This window comes from Nocardia sp. NPDC050793 (assembly GCF_040654065.1).
In the GTDB taxonomy this organism is placed as follows: domain Bacteria; phylum Actinomycetota; class Actinomycetes; order Mycobacteriales; family Mycobacteriaceae; genus Nocardia.
In genome coordinates, this window is the sequence record NZ_JBFAHG010000002.1 from 298020 (window position 1) to 315493 (window position 17474).

Consider the following 17474-nt stretch of genomic DNA (forward strand, 5'->3'; position numbering starts at 1 on the left):
AGACCGGTCTCCAAACCAGCGGACAGACCGCCACCCAGGCTCGCACCCGCATCAACTGCTCCGCCAAGACCGGTCTCCAAACCAGCGGACAGACCACCACCCAGGCTCGCACCCGCATCGACGGCCCCGCCCAGACCGGTCTCCAGGCCACCGGCCAGACCGGCACCCGCCTCGGCCCCGGCATCCAGCGCGCCACCGAAACCAGCGGCAAAATCACCGCCCAGGTCGGCACCGGCATCGACCGCACCGCCAAGACCGGTCTGGAGACCGCCGGTCAGACCGGCACCCGCATCCAGCGCACCATCGACATCGGCGACAAGACCACCGCCGAGGTTCGCGCCCGCATCGAACGCCCCACCCAGACCGGTCTGGAGACCGGCACCTACCTCAGCGCCTGCATCGAACGCGCCCTCGAGCCCACCGGCGACAGCACCAGCTCCGAGCGCACCCTCAACGCCCGCACCAAGATTCGCGCCCGCCTCGGCCCCACCGTTGAGTGCACCCCCGACACCGGCAGCGAAATCACCGCCGAGATTCGCACCCGCGTCGACCGCACCACCCAGACCGGCGCCAACTTCCGCGCCCGCGCCGACCGCACCTTCCAGACCCGCGCCCAGACCAGCACCCGTATTCAGCGCGCCACCGAGACCAGCGGCAAGATCGCCCCCCAGATTCGCACTCCCGTCGACCGCACCCTCAACGCCCGCAGCAAGATTCGCACCCGCCTCGGCCCCACCGTTCAGCGCACCACCGACACCGGCAGCGAAATCACCGCCGAGGTTCGCACCCGCGTCCACGGCACCGCCCAGACCCGCCTCCAGGCCTCCGCCGAGGCCAGCGCCCGCCTCGGCGCCGACGTCCAGCGCGCCACCGAGACCGGCCGACAGGTCACCGGCGAGTTCGGTACCCGCACCGAAGGCACCTTCGAGCCCTGCACCCAGGTCCGCGCCCGCACCCAGGCCGGTGTCCAGTGCACCGTCCAGACCCGCGCCTACGCCGGTCGCGAGATCGCCGCCCGCGGAAACAGCGCCACCCACACCGGTGGACAAATCGCCGCCGAACTCGGCACCCGCGCCGAGGCCCGCGTCCAGCGCACCTTCGAAGCCACCGGCAACGTCGCCACCGAACTCCGCACCCGCGCCCAGCGCACCATCCAGACCCGCACCGACACCGGCGGCCAGATCGCCACCCGCACCGATCGCAGAGTCGATTCCGGCGGAGAGATCGCCGCTCAGTCCCGTACCCGCACCGATCGCGCCTTCCAACCCGGCACCAAGGCCCGCACCCGCGCCGAGGCCCGCGTCCAGGGCACCTTCGAAACCACCGGCTACATCGCCGCCGAACTCCGCGCCTGCATCCAGCGCACCGTCCAGATCCGCACCAACACCGGTCGCGAAGTCGCCACCCACGCCGATCGCAGAGTTGATTCCGGCGGACAGATCACCGCCGAGCTCGACACCCGCGCCAACCGCACCTTCCAGCCCCGCACCAAGATTCGCGCCCGCACCGAGACCCGCGTCCAGCGCGCCTTCCAGACCGCCGGCCACATCACCACCGAACTCCGCGCCCGCATCCAGCGCACCGCCCAAGCCCGCACCCAGACCGGCACCCGCACCCAGGCCGGCGTCCAGCGCACCTTCGAAGCCACCCGCTACATCACCGCCGAACTCCGCACCCGCATCCAGCGCACCATCCAAGCCCGCACCCAGACCGGCACCCGCCTCTGCACCCGCACCGACCGCGCCGCCGAGACCAGCGGACAGATCGCCGCCCAATTCCGCGCCCGCACCGACTGCACCGTCCAGGCCCGCACCGACTCCGGTCGCGATGTCGCCGCCCGCGCCGATGGCGGTGTCGATTCCGGCGGACAGATCGCCGCCGAGCTCGGCGCCCGCGCCAACCGCGCCTCCCAGCCCCGCACCCAACGCACCTTCCAGTCCGGCACCAAGATTCGCGCCCGCGCCGAGGCCCGCGTCCAGCGCGCCGCCCAAACCGCCGGCCACGTCACCGCCCAATTCGGCTCCCGCGCCGAGCGCGCCGCCCAAGCCCGCGCCCAGACCGGCGCCCGCGTCGACCACACCACCGACACCGGCGGACAGATCGCCGCCGAGCTCGGCGCCGGTATCGATCGCGCCTCCCAGACCTGCACCGGCCTCGGCGCCCGCACCCACGGCGCCCTCCAAACCAGCGCCGAGCCCAGCACCGACGCCGAGCGCACCATCCAGTGCGCCGCCGAGACCGCCGGTCAAACCGGTGGTGAGATCGCCCACACCGTCCAATGCACCTCCGACGACACCCGTCAGACCGGCGCCTGCACCGAGCGCACCCTCCAGACCCGCGCCGACACCCGCATCCAGACCTCCGCCGACACCGGCGGCGATATCGGTGACCGCGCCGAGCGCGCCGCCGACACCCGCGCCCGCGCCGAGGACGCCGTCGAGGCCCGCGGTGAGGCTGCCGCCGAGATCGGCAACGGCCTGTGCGCCCGCGCCGACGGTCGTGCCAAGCGCGCCGCCCAGGTCGGCGGAGAGGTCGGTGCCCGCGTTCACGACGGCCCCCAAGCCCGCGCCGAGATCGAGGCCGGCGCCGAGATCGCCGTTCAGTCCGGTGTTCAGGCCGAGGCCGAGGTCGATGTCGGTGTTCACGTCGGTGTTCACGTCGGCGCCCAGGTCGACGCCTGCGTTCGCCGCCGCGCCGACCGCCGCGTTCGCGCCCGCCGAGGCGGCGGCGCCGACACCGGCGGCCGCACCGGCGCCTGCCGCGGCCGAGGTGCCCGCCGCGACGATCGCCGACAGCTGCGAGCCGCCCGCGACCAAAGCCGACTCGGCCACCATCGGGGCGACCGCGGCGATGTCCTCCGGCGTGACCGCGGAGAGTCCCGCGGCCGCCAGCGCGCCTTCCGGATTGGCGCAGTAACCTACCGCGGCCTCGCGGTCGCGCAGCAGGCCGAGGATGAACTCGAGAATCACGTTGGGGGTCATCGAGGATCGTCTCCTGGGATCGGCGGACCACGCGATCCGCACTCGTTGGAATGAATTTCACGCTAGGCACGCCTCGCGTTACGGGGGAACGGGGCGGACCCCTACCAATCTCGGGAGCGGCACGTTAGGGGCCGGACGGCCATTAGGGGAATTTCCCCGCACCTTCCCCCACCCGGTAACGGCGGCTCCCCAGCAACCGACAGATCTGACAGGTCGGCCGGATCACACGGCTATCTCGCACCACGAACAACCCAGCAGCGACTACCGGATCACACGGTTTTCCCTAACGAGGTCACCAATGACACAGCGTCTGGCGCTCGGCATCAAGGTCGGGGCGTCGAATTCGGTCGCCGTGGCGACGACGGGAGAGATCGGCGACACCCAGGCGGGCCCTGCCTCGGGTGGCATCGTCGCGAACCACCCGAGTGTGTTGCGCCTGAGCCCGGACGTCCCGCCTTCCTTCGGGAACGGCGCGCGGCGCACCGGACGACACTCCAGTGACGCGGTGCTGGAAGGGTTTCTGGCTCGCGTCGGCGATCCGGTCGACATCCTGGCCGAAAACGGTTCCGCGCATGCGGCGGAAGACTTGGTGGCCACGGCCGTCACCTGTCTGATCGACGAAATCGCCGACGGCACAGGGCAAGAGCCCGGCGCCGTCGTCGCCTGCCATCCGGCGTGGTGGTCGCGACACACGATCGACGTGCAGCGCAGCGCGTTCGACGCGGCGGGCCTGAACGATGTGACGCTCGTCCCAGAGCCGACGGCGGCGGTGCAGTGGCTGGAGGCCGCGCACGGTCCGCTCGGCGACGGCGCGCTGGTCGTCTACGACCTCGGCGCGACCGGGTGCACGGTCTCGGTGGTGCGCACCGGAAGTCAGACAGCACTGCTCGCCTCGCTGCGTTCCACCGACGTCGCCGGTTCGGAATTCGATCTGCTGACCATGCGTTACATGCTGGCTAACGCATTGCGTGGAAATGATTTCGATCCGTTCGACCCGGTCGTGGAACGCGAATTATCGGTATTGCGAGAGCGCTGCAAAAAAGCGAAAGAAGAGCTTTCCATAAATACCGCCACGGTCGTCCCGGTCCGGCTCGACCCTGCTTCCGGTGCGGGCGACCAGATCCGGCTGGTGCGCGGCGAACTGGAAGAACTGATCCGCGGCCCGCTGCTCACCTCCATCGACCTCATACGCGACACCGTGCACCGCGCGGGACTCGACGTCGGCGACATCGGCCGGGTTCTGTTGACGGGCGGCGGCGGCGCGATCCCGTTGGCCGGCGAGCTGATCTCGGGCGAGTTCGGTCTCCCGGTCGTCGCCGCGCCCGAGCCCGCCATCACCAGCGCTCGTGGGGCGGCCGCGCTGGCCGCGGATCTGATGGACAGTGCGATCGACACCGCCCCGGTCGCGGCGCTCGCCGAAGTCCCGGCGGCCGCCGTCGCACCGAAGACCAAGGAACTGCCCGCCCTCGACCGTCCCGGCCGCTCTGGCCGCGGTGCCGAGAACGAGCTGCCGAAGTCCCGGATCCGCAGGCTCACCGGCCGCCAGCGCGCCGCGATCGTCGCGGGTGCGGCCGTGGTGATCGGCCTGCTCGCCACCGGCACCGTCGCGATCGGCACCGGAGCGCAATCCCCGGCGAACTCGCCCGCTTCCGAGCAGTCCACGTCGCCGGGGCCCGCCGATGTGGCGGCGCCCGGCGCCACCGGCGCTCCTGCATCGGACGTTCCCGCGGCGGATCCCGGAACCGGCGCCACGCAACAGCCGAAACCCGGTGCACCACAGCCCGGTTCCGCGTCGAACTCGACCCCGGGCTCGAGCACGGTCGCGGTGGTGAACAGTCAGCCCGCGCCAGGACAGCCCACTCAGGGCCAGCCCGCCCCCGCTCCCGGGGAGCAGGCCGCGCCGCACCCGGTGCCGCAGCCGACACCTGGACCGAATCCTCCCGCCCCTCAACCACAACAACCTCAGCCGCACCAACCGCAGATGCCGAACGTCCCGACCGAAGTGCTGACCGAACCCCTTGGCGAGGTGGTGGACGGAGTCGGCGGCGCCGTCGGCACGGTACTGCGCGCGCCGGGCGAGATCCTCGGGGGCAACGGTGGCTGACACTGCGTTCGACACCCTGCCGAGCGCCCGTGACATCCTGCGCGAACTCGACAGTGCCGAGCAGGAACCCGCCGCCTACCTGATCCGCGGCCGCTCGGGCACCGGCAAGTCCACCCTGCTCTCGGTGATCCGCACGCGTCTGCGCGGCCGCGGTATCGCCTTGCAGGACAACGTTTCCGCGTTGGGATCGAAGGTGTCGACGAACGGCCGGGCGGAGAGCGTCGATCCGGATGCGCCCAGCCAAGCGCTGATCATCGACAACGCCCACACCCTAGGCGCGTCTGAACTCGAAACTCTCTGCACCGCAGTCGAATTCGGCAACTGCACGGTGGTGATCGCGGTGCAGCCGCGCCCGCACGCCCCGCAGCTGCGCGCCCTGGCCGAGGCGGTGGCCCGGCGCGGGCGCATCGTGGACCTGCGACCGCTCGGCGTCGCCGACATCCTGCCCTTCGCCAGGGAATTGGGGATGATGGTGCCGCGTCCCGTCGCGCAGCACATTCATCAGCAGACCGGCGGTATCCGCGGCGGCGTCGTCGCCGCGCTTTCCGCGGCCTGCGCGGCACGCCTGGACGCGGGGATCCGCGCCGTCGACGAGGCGGTGGCCGACTGGTCGCGCTCACAGCTGGACAACCTCGAACCCGATCTGCTCGAGACCCTCGTCGTCGCGACCACAGGAACCGGGCTGGATTCCAGCGAACTCACCGAAGTGCTCGGCGTCGAATCGGCTGCCGCGCAAGCGCTCATCGACCGGGCCCGCGCGACCGCCCTGGTGACCGACGCCGACCTGTTGCTCGCCCCCGCCGTCGCACCGCTGCGCACCATGCTCGGCGACCGCAGGTTCGTCGCGGTGCAGCGCAGGCTACTCACCGCCCGCCTGGACGCGGGCCTGCTACGTGACCACACCGCGTTGCTGCTCGCCGAATCCGGCGTTCGCGACCCGAGCCTCGCCGAATTCCTGTGCACCGCAGCCGAACACGCCGGGCGCGAGGCGGTCCGCTACTACGCCGCTGCCGCCGCGGCAGGCGCCGATCCGAACGAGATCGGGCTGCGCTGGGCCGAAGCCGCCGCGCACACCGGTGACGGCGAGACCGCAATGCGTCTGGCCGAACCAGTGCTGGCCAGGGCGGGCGTGGACGGATCCGATCTCGCCGACGCCGTGCGGATCTGCGCGGGCGTGCTGACTCGGCGCGGACTCGTCGGCCGCGCCGCCCAGCTCTACGGCTGGCTCGGCGCGCACCGCGTCGGCCCGGACTGGGCGGTGGGCGCGACGGTGCTGTATCTGGCGGGCAACGTGCCCGCCGCGACCGAACTGTCCGGCGCAGCGGGCAATTGGCCGCCGACCGAGGCGGGCTCGCACGCCCGGCTGATCGCGACCGCGCTCGCCAACTCCCTCGCCGATCACGGAAGCGGAACGCCCACCGCGGTTTCCGCGCTCATCCAGGCCGCGCACGCCGACTCCGGCGTCGATCGCTTCCTGCCGTGCACGGCCGTCTCTATCGCGACCCTGCTGTGCCTGAGCACCGGTGAGCCGCGCCGCGCGGGTGACGCGCTGCGCCGGGCCACCACCAGCGGGCTGCGCTGCCATCAACTCCAAGTACTCGCCGCGTGGGCCGCCATGCTCGGCGGCGACGAGCAGGCCGCGGCGAACACCGTCGCCGCCCTCGACTGGGACCAGCTCGACATCCGCGACCGGTTGCTCGCGCACGGCGTCGCGGTCGGTCTCGCGCGCCGCGGCGGCGACCACGCGGCGCTCACCCGCGCCTGGCAGGCCGCCTACCCGCTGTTCGACGACGTGGACGCCGATCTGCTCACGGTGCTGCCGATCGGCGAACTCTGGCTCGCGGGCATCCGGCTGCGTGACGAGCGCCGCGTCACGCCGCTGGTCGACGCGACGCTGAGCCTGCTGCATCGACTCGACCAGCCGCCCGCTTGGGCCAACGCCTTCCACTGGTACGGCGTGCAGGCGGCGATCGCCAACGAGAGCCCCGCGCAACTGCTGCCGCACGCGCGCCTGCTCAAGTCGGCGGCCGAGGCGGGCGACCGGCACGCGGCCGTGCTGGTGGACGCGGGCCGCACCTGGGTGCTCGTACTGCGCGGGCAGGTCGAGGTGAAACCGGTCGAGGTGGCCGTCAACGGACTGCGCGAGATCGGCCTCACCTGGGACGCGGCCAGGCTCGCCAGCGAGGCCGCCTTGTCCGCGGCCGATTCCGCGACCGCGACCGCGCTGCTCAAGCTGGCCCGCATGGTGCGGGCCGAGTCGAAACCGCAGGAGCAGCCGGTCCCGCAGTCCGCCGCCGCGCCGCGCGCGTCCAACGCGCCGGATCCCGCAGGGGACGGCGCCGCGATCCTGAGCGAACGGGAAAGGGAAGTCGCCGAACTGGTGCTGCTCGGACTGACCTACCGCGAGATCGGTGCGCGGCTGTACATCTCCGCGAAGACCGTGGAGCATCATGTCGCGCGGATCCGACGTCGGATCGGTGCGCGATCCCGCTCGGAGTTATTGTCAATGCTCCGCGCCATGGGACACGGCTCGTTGCTCGTGTGATCGCCCGGGGCGGGCCGATCGAATCCGAAACGAGGAATGTGATGGCCACAGGGGTGGGCCTGCGGATCGCCGACGAGGACTGCACCGCCGCGATCGTCACCGACTCGGGCGACTTGCACTACGTCGTCCGGGAGTCGGTGCTGCACATGTCCGACGACGGCGACACCGTCCTCGGCGGTGACGCGCCGAAGGACCACGCGCACTCCATCACCGGTTTCGTCGGGGCGGTCGGCAATCCCGCGGGTATCTCGGTCGACGACGGTGAGGCGTACCGCGCCGAGGACCTCGTCGCCACCGCCCTGTTCTGCCTGATCAACCTGACCACCGAACACCTCAGCGGCGCGGCGGAGTTCTACGCCACCCATCCCGGCGCCTGGCCCGCCGCGCAGGTGCAGTCGCTGCGCGAGGCGCTGGACTACCTCGGCCTGAAATCGGTGGTGCTGGTCAGCGAGGCCGATCTCCCCGCGGTCGACACGGCCGAACCGGGCAAGTCGTTCGCCTACGACGCCGCGCGGGCCGCACTGGCCTCCGTGCTCGCCACCCCCGCTGGCGCGACGCCGCCCGATCCGGGCGCGGCCGAGAACTCGACCGTGGTGACCGACGTGATTCCCGCGGTGCCCGCGGAAACGAAGGTGCAGGCCTACTCCGCGGCGATGCCGGCCGCGAAGCCGTTGCCGACCGAGGTGCTCACCGAAACGCCTGCCACCGAAACACCAACGCCCGCACCACGATCCGGCGACCGCCGCCGCGTCTCGGTGCTGATCGCGGTTGCGGCGCTGATCGGGCTCGCGCTCGGTGGCGTCGGCGTCGCCGTGCTCTTCCGCGGCGAGGAGTCCCCACCCGTTCCGTCGGTGCGCGACGCGCAGTCGGGCACGTCGAGCAGCGTCGCACCGCCGCCACCGCCGCCGGTCGCCGAGCCGCCGGTGGTGATCACCGAGTCCACCGAAGCGGAGCCGACCGTCGAGCCCTCGCCGACGCCCCCTCCGACGACCGAGCCGACCACCACGCCGCCCGCGGAGACCACGACGGCGCCCCCGCGTCCGACCACCGCCCGCAACACCAACCCGTGGTACCCGTACCCGTCCTACGACCCGTACGAATGGTGGAACCCGCAGTGGCAGACACCCGGTAACACACGGCCTCGCTGATTAGTCGCGAACGGAACGGGTTTGTGCCCTAGAGTGAAGCGCTGACCGGTTCGTCCGATGTATCGCGACAACAGGTCGGTCGCTGAACGAGGACTGTGCGCCAACGGGTTCGCCGCCGACGGCCCACGGATTTAGCTGGCACTTTCGTGCCGACGAAGGGACTTCATGCGCAAGTTGGTGGCGCGTCGCGCCGCGGTCAAGGCTGCCTCTCTCACGGCCGCGGCGACCGTTCTTCTGGCCCCCTTGTCCGGCACGGCGACAGCGGAACCCGCGCCGCCTCAGCTCGCCGCCGATACGCTGCCCGCGGAACTGGTGCAGGCGATCGCGCGCGATCTGAAGATGACGCCCACCGAATACCTCGACCGCGCGGCCCGCGCCCAGCAGCTTCGCGATTACGCCCGCGACTTCCGCTCCGAACGCCCGGATTCCTACGCGGGCGCGTGGATCGCCGCCGACGGCAAGGCCGTCGTCGCGGTGACCTCGCCCGACGCCGCCCGCATCGCCGCGGCCGACGGTTACCAGACCAGCATCGCCCCGGTCTCCGCGGACAGCCTGGAGAGTTCGCTGATGCAGCTCAACCAGTGGATCACCGCGCTACCGCGCGAACTGTCCGAAGCGATCAATTCGGTGGCCGTCGACTTCCTGAACAGCCAGCTGGTGCTCAGTGTCGCGAACACCCCCGCGGGCCACGTGCTGAACCTGCCGACCCTGATCGCCAACGTCAAGGTCATCCTTTCCCCCGGCGGCGGCGGTCCGGTCGAGCGCAGGCCGTTGGGCGGCGACACCTACATCAGCGCGCCCGGCTCGCTGCACGACTCCTCGCTGCGCAACGTCGACGTGTGCTCCTTCGGTTTCAACAGCGTGGATTCGGCGGGTAACGCGCTCAACATCAGCGCGGGCCACTGTGACCCGAACCTGGGCAAGGCGAACCAGCAGGCCGGTGTCTACCTGCCGAACCTGAAGGATCTGCCGAACAGCCCCGAGCTGGGCACCTTCGTCCAGGCCACGCTCGGCGGGCCGAACGCGCTGGACTACTCGGTGATCAAGCTCAACGACCGCGCCGTCCGGGCGGGCATGGACCAGCCTTCGGTGCGCGGCGCGAACGGCACCACACTGTCGATCACCGGCACCGCCGACCCGATCACCGGCGCACCGGTGTGCAAGTCGGGCCAGTCGTCCACGTTCACTTGCGGTTTCGTGGTCGCGGACCGGGTCGAGACGCAGCTCTACACCGCCGAGGGCGAGAGCAAGACCATCCGCGGCTTCGCCAGCTCCGCCTGCACCCTCGGCGGCGACAGCGGCGGCGCGATCGTCTCCGGCACCCTGGCGCTCGGCATCACCAGCGGCTCCAACGCGGCCGACGCACCGGACTGCAACGAGGCCAACGTCGCGCTCGCGCCGTACGGCGGCACGGCGACGCTCGGCATTCCGATCCGCGCGATCCTCGCCGAAATCGACGAGTCCGCGGGTGGCGGGCTCGGCAGCGGCATCCAGGTTCGGACCCGCCCGAACGCCGGATGACCGACGCGTCGCCGGATAAGTCCGAGTTGGGCAAAAATGAGGTCCCCGCTCGGGTGGGAATACCGGCCCGGACCCCATATAGTCTGGACATGCTCCTGCCACGTATGGGTCAACCCCGATCAGCTGCGCGACAGACCAAGTTCCGGAAGTCAGTAATCGCCGCCTCGGCGGCGATCATGCTGTTCGGACCGACGGCGGCAGTGGCGAATGCGGACCCCGCCCCGGCCCTGCCCGCGGATCTCATCGCCGCGGTCACCCGTGACCTGAAGATCTCGCCCGAGGAATACCTGCGCCGCGCCGAGCTCGGCCAGCAGGTCGCGGCCTTCGCCACCTCGGCGCAGCGCCAGTACCCGCAGGTGTTCGGCGGCGCCTGGCTCGACGACGCGGGCAAGGCCGTCGTCGCGGTGGCGCAGGGGCCCGGCGCGGACGAAGCACGCAAGGCGGCCGAGTCGGCCGGGTTCGAGGTGCGCAACGTCGCCAAGAGCGAAGCGGCGCTGCGCGGCGAGAAGAGCGCGTTCGAGCGGTGGCTGGAGAGTCAGCCCGAGGCGGTCACCGCCTTGGTGCGCGGCGCCGTCATCGACACGGTCAACAACAGCATCGCGGTGCGGGTGGACCAGGCAGGCCTGCCGATGCCCAGCTTCGTCGACCCGGCGCGGGTCATCGTCGTGGCGCCGCCGGTGGCGGGTGAGCAGCTGCCGCAGGGCACCGCCATCGCCGAGGGCGACAACCGGGCCGCGCTCGCGGGCGGCGACGGCTACGCCTCGGTGGGCGGCGGGAGCCAGCTGCGCTGCTCCTTCGGCTTCAACGGCACCGACCGCGCGGGCAACGTCGTGAACATTTCCGCGGGCCACTGCAACCCGGACCTCGGCAATGCGTCGGCCGTGCACGAGCTGCTGCCCCAGGAGCGGCGCGGCGCGCAGCTCGGCGTGTTCCAGAAGTCGGTGCTCGGCAACCAGGACTACTCGATCATCCGGATCAACGACCCCTTCGCGGATCGCTTCTCCAACAACAGCGTGCGGGTGCCCGGCGCCGCGCCGATCGCGGTCGACGGTGTGGCCACCCCGGTGGTCGGCGCCCCGGTCTGCAAGTCGGGTTCGCGCACCGGATTCAGCTGCGGCATCGTCAACGCCGTCGACCAGACCGTGCAGGTCGGCGATCGTGAACTGACGCAGAGCTTCTCGGCCAACATCTGCGCCCTGCCCGGCGACAGCGGCGGCCCGATCGTGACCGGACGTCTCGCACTGGGCATCTCCAGCGCCTCGTCGGTGGCCGACTACCCGATCTGCGAGATCCCCAACCTGATCGGCGCGCTCACCGGCAACACACCGCAGCTGTTCGCGCAGCCGGTCAGCGTGGTCCTCTCCGACAACCCGGGGCTGCGGATCCGCACCAACTGAGCATGTTTCCCCGAAAAGGCCGTCTGCGTTCGCGCGGGCGGCCTTTTCGCTGTCTCGCATCGCTTTTCCGCTGCCCTTTCCGATGACCGCGCGGGGCGTCTTCCGGCATTCTGGACCACATGTGTTTGGTGTTGATCGGTTGGCGCGCACACCCGGATTACCGGTTGATCGTGGCCGCCAACCGCGACGAGTTCTACACCCGGCCGACCGAATCGATGCGGTGGTGGCCGGAAGTGCCCGGACTGCTCGCGGGGCGCGACACGGGCGCGATCGGCAAGCTCGAGGGTGATCCGCCGGGCACCTGGCTGGGGATGACCGTGGCGGGCGCACACAATCGCTTCGCCGCGGTGACCAACGTCCGAAATCCGAACGACCAACGCGTGGACGCACGTTCACGCGGGGCGCTGCTGATGGATTTCCTGCGCGGCGGTGACGACAGGCAACCCTCCGGCGAATTCCCGAGCCCGGAGAAATACGCTCGCGAGGTCGCCGCGGCTCCGGACGACTACAACGGCTACAACCTGGTTGTCTCGGATCTGGCTGCGCTGTGGTGGCATTCGAATCGCAGTGCGAATCCACCGCAACCGCTCGCCCCCGGCTTCCACGGGCTGTCCAACGGCACTTTCGTCACCTCGGCCGAGGCGACGCCGGGCGCCGAACTCGAAGCGCCCCAGCGGATCTGGCCCAAGGTACGGGACGGCCTGACCGAACTGCGCAAGGTGGTGGAATCCGATCCCGGTGCGCTGGACCGGTATTTCGACGTGCTCTCCGATCGCACCGAGGCCCCCGACGATCAGCTGCCGCACACCGGCGTCCCGCTGGAGATGGAGCGGGCGCTGTCGGCGCGGTTCATCGCGAACAGGATGCACGGCACCAGGGCGAGCACGGTGCTGCTGGTCCGCGAGAACGGCACGTTCGAGATGGCGGAGCGGTCCTACGGTGAAGTGGGAACCCGCTTGGGGGAGGTCGCTTTCCACGGCTCGCTGGAGTTGCCGAGCTGAGCCGCTCGGCACCGCGTCCGGGGCGCTGGCGCTTCGGGCGCTGGGCGCCGCGGTCCGAGGCGGATGATGCTGGGGCGCTGGGACTCTACGACCCGAGGCGCGGCCGTAGGGTGCCCATCCAAGGCGCTCAGCGCCTGACTGCAGGCATGAATACCGCGAAACGACGACCGGCCCGCCCCCAGAAGGGAACGGGCCGGTCGTGCGCGAAGAGCAGGATCAGTTCGCGGCCTGCCCGGCCTTCGGCTTGTCGGCCCACTTGGTGGTGCCTTCCGGAGCCTGCAAGGTGTTGAGCAGGTCCATACCTGCGAGGGCCAGGGCTGGTCCGCCGAGCGCGATGGTACCCAGGATGCCTCCGATCCCAGCGAAGGCAGCGATCGTCGGAATCGCCGCGATGCAACCGACGATCGTAAGGCACTCGACGAGGCCAACCGCCACGCCGATCACGCCGCCGGCAACCACACCGAGAGCGGTGCCGAGGAAGCCACCGACGGCCGTCGCGATGCCGAACTGGCTAGCGAACTCGTTCTGCGCGCGCTGGTTCTCCATCGGGGAGGCGACCGGCTTGAGGGCCAAGCTCACCGAGTCGACCTTTGTGTTCTTCTTGTCGGCCGGGATGGCGTTCTGGTCCGGCGTCAGCTCGAGCACCTTGCCGTCGTTCTTGACCTCCGGCTTCACCGGCACCGGGATGTCGGCGACCTTGAAGTCGAGGGGCAACTCGATCACGGTGTTGCCCGCCTCGTCCTTGACGAGGTAGATGTCGTTTTCCTTGACATCATCGGACGACTTGGCCAGCTCGAAGGTCCCCCCCTTGAGCGTGGTCACCACCGTCTTGTCCACCAATTTGACCGAGTAGTTGATGGCATCGGCAGGTTCGGCGGGCTCGGCGTGAGCAGTACCCATACCGATGGTCATCGCGCCGATGACCAACGCGGCGGCCGCGGTGGTTCTGCGGAGATTCAATGCAGTTTTCCAATCCATCATCAGGGCTGTTGTCTGCTCGCCGCTTCGACACGCGAGAGCTCATTCAACCCGAAAGACGGTCGGCCCCTACGGATTCTCCCCGAGCGGGTGCGAAGACAGGCGTGGCAAACAGAACGACGTGAGCCTAATCGAACGAGCGCCCAGATGCGAGATCCCTAATGGAATCCGCCGAGTAAGCCTGTCCTTACCAATTGGTGCGGCTTGCTCGGTGTTTACGGTGGTTACCGGCCGATCTCACGACTAACCCTCGAGGGTGTCTGTGAGATTGATCACAGGTAAATTTCTGGTCAAGCCCCAGCAAGTGGGGTCGGACCTGAAATACCGATCGTACGATGGACACCAGAAGTTACCGGCGAGTAACTTACTGGCGGTTACGATACGAGCCAACCGGTACGGCAGGCCTGCCGTACCAGAACGCTCGTGTTGCCTCAAAGAAAGGTCGCGACATGAATGCCCTGACAGTGACGCTGGGCACGATTGGGGCGACGCTCAGCCTCCTGTGCTGGGCGTCGTTCTTCGGCGGCGTCAGGAACATCGCTCGCACCATCATGCTCGGACAGGGTGCGCCCGATCGGTGGCGACCGTTCTTCCCGCGCTTCAAGCAGATGTTCGTGGAGTTCATCGCGCACACGCGCATGAACAAGTTCCGCACCGTCGGCTGGGCGCACTGGCTGGTGATGATCGGCTTCCTCGCCGGCTTCATCCTGTGGTTCGAGGCGTACGGACAGACGTTCGACCCCGAGTTCCACTGGCCGGTCGTCGGCGGCTGGGCTATCTACCACCTGACGGACGAGATCCTCGGCATCGGCACCGTGGTCGGCATCGTGACGCTGATCGTCATCCGTCAGTTGAACCACCCGCGGGTGCCCGAGCGCCTTTCTCGCTTCGGCGGCTCGAAGTTCGCCCCGGCCTACATCATCGAGACGATCGTGCTGATGGAAGGCCTCGGCATGATCTTCGTGAAGGCCGGCAAGATCGCGACCTACCACCACTCCAACGCCGCGACCGACTTCTTCACCATGCAGGTGGCCAAGCTGCTGCCCGCCAGCCCGGTCATGGTGTCGATCTTCGCGTTCGTCAAGCTGATGTCGGGTATGGCGTTCCTGTACCTGGTCGGCCGCAACATCACCTGGGGCGTGGCCTGGCACCGTTTCTCGGCCTTCCCGAACATCTACTTCAAGCGCGAGGACGACGGCGGCGTCGCCCTCGGCGCGGCCAAGCCGATGATGTCGGGCGGCAAGGCGCTCGACATGGAGAACGTCGACCCCGACACCGACACCCTCGGTGCCGGCCGGATCGAGGACTTCTCGTGGAAGGGCATTCTCGACTTCACCACCTGCACCGAGTGTGGTCGCTGCCAGTCGCAGTGCCCCGCGTGGAACACCGGTAAGCCGCTGTCGCCGAAGTTGCTGATCATGTCGCTGCGTGACCACACCTACGCCAAGGCGCCGTACCTGCTGGCGGGCGGCCGCAAGGACATGGGCGGCGAGGAGGTCGGCCTGGTCGACGCCGACGGCAAGCCGGACGAGGCCGCGCTGGCCAAGATCTCCGACGCCGCCAGGGCCGAAGCGGCGCGTCCGCTGGTCGGCGGCGAGGACGTCGACGGCATCATCGATCCCGAGGTGCTGTGGTCCTGCACCACCTGTGGCGCGTGTGTGGAGCAGTGCCCGGTGGACATCGAGCATGTCGACCACATCATCGATATGCGCCGCTACCAGGTGCTCATCGAGTCGGAGTTCCCCTCCGAGCTGGCGGGTCTGTTCAAGAACCTGGAGAACAAGGGCAACCCCTGGGGTCAGAACGCCAAGGACCGCCTGAACTGGATCAACGAGCTCGACTTCCAGATCCCGGTCTTCGGCCGGGACGCGGACAGCTTCGAGGGCTACGAGTACCTGTTCTGGGTCGGTTGCGCCGGCGCCTATGAGGACCGCGCCAAGAAGACCACCAAGGCCGTGGCCGAGCTGCTGGCCACCGCGGGCACCAAGTTCATGGTGCTCGGTCAGGAGGAGACCTGCACCGGTGACTCGGCTCGCCGCGCGGGCAACGAGTTCCTGTTCCAGCAGCTCGCGGCGCAGAACATCGAGCTGCTGAACTCGGTGTTCGAGGGTGTGGATGATCGCAAGAAGAAGATCGTGGTCACCTGTGCGCACTGCTTCAACGCGCTCAACAACGAGTACCCGCAGGTCGGTGGCAGCTACGAGGTGGTCCACCACACCCAGCTGCTCAACCGTCTGGTGCGGCAGAAGAAGCTGGTGCCGGTCGCTTCGGTGACGCAGAACGTCACCTATCACGATCCCTGCTACCTGGGCCGACACAACAAGGTCTACAACGCGCCGCGTGAGCTGATGGAGGCCTCGGGTTCGACCCTGGTGGAGATGCCGCGGCACGGTGAACGCTCGATGTGCTGTGGTGCCGGTGGCGCGCGCATGTGGATGGAGGAGCAGCTCGGTAAGCGGATCAACATCGACCGGGTCGACGAGGGTCTGAGCACCCTGGCCGCGTCGAACGGTCGGGCGGGCTCGGCGCCGGGCAAGATCGCGACCGGCTGCCCGTTCTGCCGGGTGATGCTCAACGACGGTGTCACCGCGCGTCAGGAGAAGGGTGAGGGCGAAGGCGTCGAGGTCGTCGACGTGGCCCAGCTGATGCTCGATGCCATCGAGCGCGTCGAGCCGGCCACGCTGACCGAGAACCTGACCGTCATCCAGGAGCCCAAGGCCGAGCCCGAGCCGGAACCGGAGCCGGAACCCGTCGTCGTGGCGGCCGAGACCCCGGCGCCGGCCAAGGCGGCTGCGGCCGGTGGTGGCCTGGCCATGAAGGGCCCGGCCAAGGCTCCCGGCGGCCTGGGTATGAAGGGTGCGGCCAAGGCTCCCGGTGCGAAGGCGGAAGCGGCTCCGGCCGCGGAAGCAGCCGCGCCCGCCAAGGGCCTGGCCATGAAGGGTCCGGCCAAGGCTCCCGGCAAGGGTCTCGGTATGAAGGGCGCCGCCAAGGCACCCGGCGCCAAGGCGGAAGCGGCTCCGTCCGCGGAAGCTTCGGCCGTTCCTGCCGCGCCCGTCAAGGGTCTGGCCATGAAGGGTCCGGCCAAGGCTCCCGGCAAGGGTCTGGGCATGAAGGGCGCCGCGAAGGCGCCCGGTGCGAAGGCGGCGGCTCCGGCTGCCGATACCGCGCCTGCCGAAGCTCCCGCCGCGGAAGCGCCCGCCGCCCCGCCCGTCAAGGGACTGGGCATGAAGGGCGCGGCCAAGGCGCCCGGCGGCAAGGGTCTGGCGATGAAGGGTGCCGCCAAGGCTCCCGGCGCCAAGGCCGCGGTCCCAACCGCCGCGCCCGCGGAATCCACTGCGGAAACCCCGGCCGCGGAACCGGCTTCGACTTCGGCTCCTACCGAAACCAAGCCGACCGTCCCGGCCAAGGGCCTCGCCATGAAGTCCGGCTTCAAGCGCCCCGGGCCGAAGGCCCCCGGCGCCGCCGCGACCCCGGCTGCCGCCGCACCGGCCCCGGCCGAACCGGCCTCCGCTGAACCGGCTCCGGCCGCGGAAGCCCCCGCCGAAGCCCCGCAGCCCGCACCGGAACAGCCCACCAACGGCACCTCCGGCAACGGCGCAGCCGTCGCACCCCCGACCGCCAAGCCAGGCGGCCTCGGCTTCAAGACGGGCGCGAAGGCCCCGGGCCGCAAGAACTGACACGGCCCCTAACTGAACACAGCGCTCGGCCCGGGTTCGCTCCGAACCCGGGCCGAGCGCTATTCATGGCACATTGCTATGCACGGCACTGTCGTCCGATGCACGGTAGGAACGAAACCCCT

The 17474-nt window shown here is 70.0% G+C and carries 9 protein-coding genes; 7 read left to right on the top strand and 2 right to left on the bottom strand.

The features are described from left to right. The coding region (locus AB0H50_RS06890; protein ID WP_357449339.1) for an IniB N-terminal domain-containing protein at window positions 1-2981 on the bottom strand (2981 nt) is incomplete at its 3' end. Between the two features lie 298 nt (window positions 2982-3279). Here AB0H50_RS06890 and AB0H50_RS06895 point away from each other — a divergent pair. The 6 genes from AB0H50_RS06895 to AB0H50_RS06920 all read left to right on the top strand — a co-directional run bounded on the left by AB0H50_RS06895 (window position 3280) and on the right by AB0H50_RS06920 (window position 12697). Continuing rightward, complete coding sequence (locus AB0H50_RS06895; RefSeq protein WP_357448050.1) at window positions 3280-5085, top strand: Hsp70 family protein; 1806 nt, start codon at window positions 3280-3282, stop codon at window positions 5083-5085. After that, entirely contained in the window at window positions 5078-7630 is a 2553-nt protein-coding gene (locus AB0H50_RS06900) for a LuxR C-terminal-related transcriptional regulator (RefSeq protein ID WP_357448052.1), read from the top strand. The genes AB0H50_RS06895 and AB0H50_RS06900 overlap by 8 nt, the downstream gene beginning before the upstream one ends. 41 nt (window positions 7631-7671) lie before the next feature. Further along, a complete protein-coding gene (locus AB0H50_RS06905; protein WP_357448054.1) occupies window positions 7672-8778 on the top strand; it encodes a hypothetical protein in 1107 nt (368 codons plus the stop codon). Window positions 8779-8943: 165 nt separating this feature from the next. Further along, window positions 8944-10299, top strand: a complete 1356-nt coding sequence (locus tag AB0H50_RS06910) for a S1 family peptidase (protein ID WP_357448056.1) — start codon at window positions 8944-8946, stop codon at window positions 10297-10299. Between the two features lie 176 nt (window positions 10300-10475). After that, window positions 10476-11696 (top strand): S1 family peptidase, encoded by a 1221-nt coding sequence (locus AB0H50_RS06915; RefSeq protein WP_357448058.1) that lies wholly within the window; start codon window positions 10476-10478, stop codon window positions 11694-11696. A 119-nt stretch (window positions 11697-11815) separates the two neighbouring features. After that, on the top strand, window positions 11816-12697 hold the full coding sequence (locus tag AB0H50_RS06920) for an NRDE family protein (protein WP_357448060.1): 882 nt from the start codon (window positions 11816-11818) through the stop codon (window positions 12695-12697). A gap of 216 nt (window positions 12698-12913) precedes the next feature. Here AB0H50_RS06920 and AB0H50_RS06925 read toward each other — a convergent pair whose 3' ends face one another. Next, complete coding sequence (locus AB0H50_RS06925; RefSeq protein ID WP_357448062.1) at window positions 12914-13678, bottom strand: hypothetical protein; 765 nt, start codon at window positions 13676-13678, stop codon at window positions 12914-12916. 446 nt (window positions 13679-14124) lie between these two features. Here AB0H50_RS06925 and AB0H50_RS06930 point away from each other — a divergent pair, with 446 nt between their 5' ends. Continuing rightward, window positions 14125-17352 (top strand): heterodisulfide reductase-related iron-sulfur binding cluster, encoded by a 3228-nt coding sequence (locus AB0H50_RS06930; RefSeq protein WP_357448064.1) that lies wholly within the window; start codon window positions 14125-14127, stop codon window positions 17350-17352. Window positions 17353-17474 lie beyond the last annotated feature (122 nt).

Excerpts from the sequence above, each read along its gene's own strand:
- AB0H50_RS06895 (WP_357448050.1), top strand. The coding sequence starts at position 3,280 with ATGACACAGCGTCTGGCGCTCGGCATCAAGGTCGGGGCGTCGAATTCG.
- AB0H50_RS06905 (WP_357448054.1), top strand. The coding sequence starts at position 7,672 with ATGGCCACAGGGGTGGGCCTGCGGATCGCCGACGAGGACTGCACCGCC.
- AB0H50_RS06910 (WP_357448056.1), top strand. The coding sequence starts at position 8,944 with ATGCGCAAGTTGGTGGCGCGTCGCGCCGCGGTCAAGGCTGCCTCTCTC.
- AB0H50_RS06915 (WP_357448058.1), top strand. The coding sequence starts at position 10,476 with ATGCTGTTCGGACCGACGGCGGCAGTGGCGAATGCGGACCCCGCCCCG.
- AB0H50_RS06920 (WP_357448060.1), top strand. The coding sequence starts at position 11,816 with ATGTGTTTGGTGTTGATCGGTTGGCGCGCACACCCGGATTACCGGTTG.
- AB0H50_RS06925 (WP_357448062.1), bottom strand. The coding sequence starts at position 13,678 with ATGATGGATTGGAAAACTGCATTGAATCTCCGCAGAACCACCGCGGCC.
- AB0H50_RS06930 (WP_357448064.1), top strand. The coding sequence starts at position 14,125 with ATGAATGCCCTGACAGTGACGCTGGGCACGATTGGGGCGACGCTCAGC.